Source organism: Sulfolobales archaeon (genome assembly GCA_038897115.1).
Lineage (GTDB): Archaea > Thermoproteota > Thermoprotei_A > Sulfolobales > AG1 > AG1.
This window is the reverse complement of the sequence record JAWAXC010000160.1, coordinates 1-3588: the sequence shown is the minus strand read 5'-3', so window position 1 is coordinate 3588 and position 3588 is coordinate 1. Positions and strand designations below refer to the sequence as shown.

At 45.1% G+C, this 3588-nt stretch carries 4 protein-coding genes; 3 read left to right on the top strand and 1 reads right to left on the bottom strand.

The features are described 5' to 3' along the window. Window positions 1-273: hypothetical protein (locus tag QXE01_12160; protein MEM4971993.1), on the top strand; the 273-nt coding region annotated here is incomplete at its 5' end. A 97-nt stretch (window positions 274-370) separates the two neighbouring features. Further along, a complete protein-coding gene (rsgA, locus tag QXE01_12155; protein MEM4971992.1) occupies window positions 371-1192 on the top strand; it encodes a GTPase RsgA in 822 nt (273 codons plus the stop codon). 111 nt (window positions 1193-1303) lie between these two features. Here the strand turns inward: rsgA and QXE01_12150 are convergent, their stop codons facing one another. After that, window positions 1304-2485 (bottom strand): aminotransferase class V-fold PLP-dependent enzyme, encoded by a 1182-nt coding sequence (locus QXE01_12150; protein MEM4971991.1) that lies wholly within the window; start codon window positions 2483-2485, stop codon window positions 1304-1306. 139 nt (window positions 2486-2624) lie between these two features. Between QXE01_12150 and QXE01_12145 the strand changes: the two genes are divergently transcribed. After that, window positions 2625-3588: aminotransferase class V-fold PLP-dependent enzyme (locus tag QXE01_12145; GenBank protein MEM4971990.1), on the top strand; the 964-nt coding region annotated here is incomplete at its 3' end.

The following is a 3588-nucleotide window of genomic DNA, read 5'->3' as shown; positions in this document are numbered from 1 at the left end:
TCAGTAGTCAGGGGAGCCCCTTACTTCGCAGTCGATACCCATGCGATGAGGATAGCCATTAGATGGGGGTTAGTATCGAGAAGATCCTATGAGGAGGCTTCAAAAGCGCTGTTAGAATTCTTCGGGGGCGAGAGGGCTGAGGAGGCCCATAGGCTGTTAATAGCGCTTGGAAGAAGATATTGCAGGTCTCGAAACCCCCTATGCGGGGAATGCCCTATCAACATTTACTGCCCAAGCTATGAGGTATTTTGGCGGAAACAAAATGATCGCTAGCATAGTTTTTAATCAATATAATCTAGAACTTAAGAGAAGGGTAGAGTATGTTTCCAGAGTTTATATCCTCATATCCTATGAATATTAGGAGAATCCTGTGTCTCCTGCCAAGAGAATCCTTGGGTCACCTCTTAGGCTCTTAACAAGGAGAGAGATTGTTGAGAGTGTTTTAGCTTCTGACGTAGTTTTCGAAATACTCGATGCCAGGGTACCTGAGTACCTGAGAAACAGGTTTCTTGAAAATACAGCCCTTAAAAATGGTAAGCGACTTGTAATAGTTTTAAACAAATCAGATCTCGTCCCTAAAGAGGTTATAGCAGAGTGGATCTCATATTATATGGATAAAGGCTTTGAATGTATAGCAACAAGTGCCTCTAAAAGGGATATAACTATGTTGAAGAGGATCTTAAAGAGCATTGATAAGGGATCTATAGCATCGTTCTTCGGAGCCCCTAAGGTGGGTAAGTCAAGCTTGATAAACATGATCAAGGGTAGAAGCTCTGCAACAACAAGCAGGTATCCAGGAACCCCAGGCTATACCAGGGGTGTCCAGCTCCACAGGATATATGATATCTATATACTAGACACACCTGGGGCTCTCCCAATAGACGCAGATCCCCTTGAGATGACCATAAGACTAAGACCTCCTGAGAGAATCGAGAATCCTGTGAAAGTAGCTATAGATCTGATTATGAGAATAGAAGATAGAAACCCAGGATCAATAAGTGATGCATATGGAATCTCAGGAGACCCCATAGAAATTCTTAGGGTTTTAGCAGTTAAAAGGGGATGGATCATGAGGGGAGGGGAGCCCAATGTAGAGGAAGCTGCGAGAGAGATTATAAGGGACTACCTAGATGGAAAGATAAGGTTCTATCTAAGACCTCAAAATCATCTGAGGCCAGCGAATAATACCTAAGGTTCATAAATGATTATTAAAGCCCTTTTAGGGAGGTATTAGCTCGGCACTATTTAAGCGCTCTTAAAATCCCTAGATAAACGCTTAAGACCCTAACAGAAATCCTGTCCTTCAGCGCTGGGAAGGGGTTATATATCTCTTCACAGCCTCTATGAATGTTTCTATCTCCTCAATGGTGTTGTAGACATGGGGTGATACCCTTATTATCCCTGGTCTTGGGGAAACTACTATTCCATCTCTTCTCAGCATTTCCGCAAGGGTATATGGATCTCTATATTCGAATGTTATTATAGCAGCGCTTCTATCAAGGGGAGTTGTTATCCTTAGCCCCAGCTCTTTAAGCCCTTCTGCAAGCCTTTCTACAAGCCTTGAGGTATGGGTGGAATATCTATGTGGTGCTTCAAACCTCTTCAGAAGCCTCATAGATGCTAGAACCCCTTCAAAAGCTATTACCGGCCATGTTCCCCACTCGAGTTTTGTCGCATCCCTAGCAGGTTTAAATTCCTCTATGTTGAATGGTCTTTCGAAAAGTCTTTCTCCCCTCTGCTTTCTCGCGAGCACGGAATCCTCTATACCCATCCACCCCGAGAACCTCGGCTCTAGATCCTCTAGAAGCTGATTTGAAACATATACAAAGCCAGCTCCGTGGGGCCCCATCAACCACTTATAAGATCCGCATAGGAGGGCGTCTATACCCTCTTTCTTAACATCAACCTCTATAACCCCGACGCTGTGGAAGGCATCTACTATCACAATAGCACCCCTTCTATGAGCTATCTCAGAGATCTCCCCAACCCTTTCTCTATACCCGGTTATCCAAGATACATGGTCTACTAAGACGATCGCTGTGTTATCATCTATAAGCCTTTCATACTCCTCAAGAGGGACATAACCTCCTCTAGGCCTTGCAAGCCTTACCTCTCTGAGAAGCCCCGATGATCTCATTGCTTGGAGAGATATGATCCCTGTTGGGAAGTTAAGAGGGCTCGCAACAGCGTTAGAGCCTGGCCTGATTTTAAGGGAGGAGAGGAGGGAGTTCAACCCATATGTAACACCTGGTACAGCTGCAACATATCTATAGTCAGCACCTATGAAGGATGCAAACTCCTTCCTAGCATCAACTATATGATCTAGAGCCTCATCCCAAGGCTCTCCCTCCCTGCTCCAAAGCTCTAGGAAAGATCTTATAGATTCAATTACATCTCTTGAAAGGGGTCCTGCACCAGCGTTGTCAAGATAGATCTTCTTAGATGTGATCTCAATCCTAGATCTAAGATCTTCAAGCCATCCCATAGATATCACTAATGAAAATCAGGTCAACAGCTAAAAAGTATAGATCTACATAATACAGTTACATAAAATAGTCTAACATCACGAAGAAGCTGTATATTTATAAGGGTTGATGTAGAAGGCGTAGTGGTGGTCGCAATTTGTGTTGGATCCTAGAAGGGTTAGGGAGGACTTTCCCGAGATCAAGTATCTAGAGGAGAGGGGATATATCTATCTCGATAACAACGCTACAACACCCAAGCCTAGGCCTGTTATAGAGGCTGTGAAGAACTTCTATGAGAAGGGCTATGCAACTGTTAGAAGGGGCGTGTATAGCCTTACAATAGATGCTACAAGGCTCTTCGAGGAGTCCCTCGAATCCATATCGAAGCTTATAAACTCCGATGTTGATGAGGTGATACCGGCTTTCAACTCAACAGATGCCATGAACATATTAGCTCTATCCCTAGCCCCAGCAATTGGGGAGGGAGATTATATAGCACTTACAAGGGCTGAGCATCACAGCACTATAATGCCCTGGAGATATGTGTGCAGGTTGAGGGGCTGCAAGATCCTATGGATCGATGTGGATAGATATGGGGCTGCGAGGCTAGAATCCCTCGAGGAGATCCTATCAAATGCAAGGGGAAGGGTTAGAGTAGTGGTCGCTGTTCACGTGAGCAATGTGAATGGTGTGATAAACCCTCTGAGGGATATATGCTCTATAGCATCTCGAGAAGGGGCTATATGTATAGGGGATCTGGCTCAGAGTGTCTCCCATATGAAGGTAGATGTAAAGGATCTGGGATTAGACGCAGGCGTATTTAGCGGTCACAAGATGTTCGGCCCCTCAGGAACCGGTGTGCTATATATGAGGAGAGACCTTGGCGAGATGTTAGAGCCTGGCAAGGCTGGGAGTGGGATGATCACAAGGCTAGATCCCGAGACCCTGGAGGTGGAGTTCGAGGCAATGCCTTGGAGATATGTTGCCGGGACACCAAATATAGAGGGTTTCATAGGGCTTGGAGAGGCTGCTAGATACCTCATGAGAATCGGTATGGATAATGTTCTAGAATATCTGAGGAGCCTCCAGAGCTATGGTGAGAAGCTATTGAGGGAAACCCTTG

Excerpts from the sequence above, each read along its gene's own strand:
- QXE01_12150 (MEM4971991.1), bottom strand. The coding sequence starts at position 2,485 with ATGGGATGGCTTGAAGATCTTAGATCTAGGATTGAGATCACATCTAAG.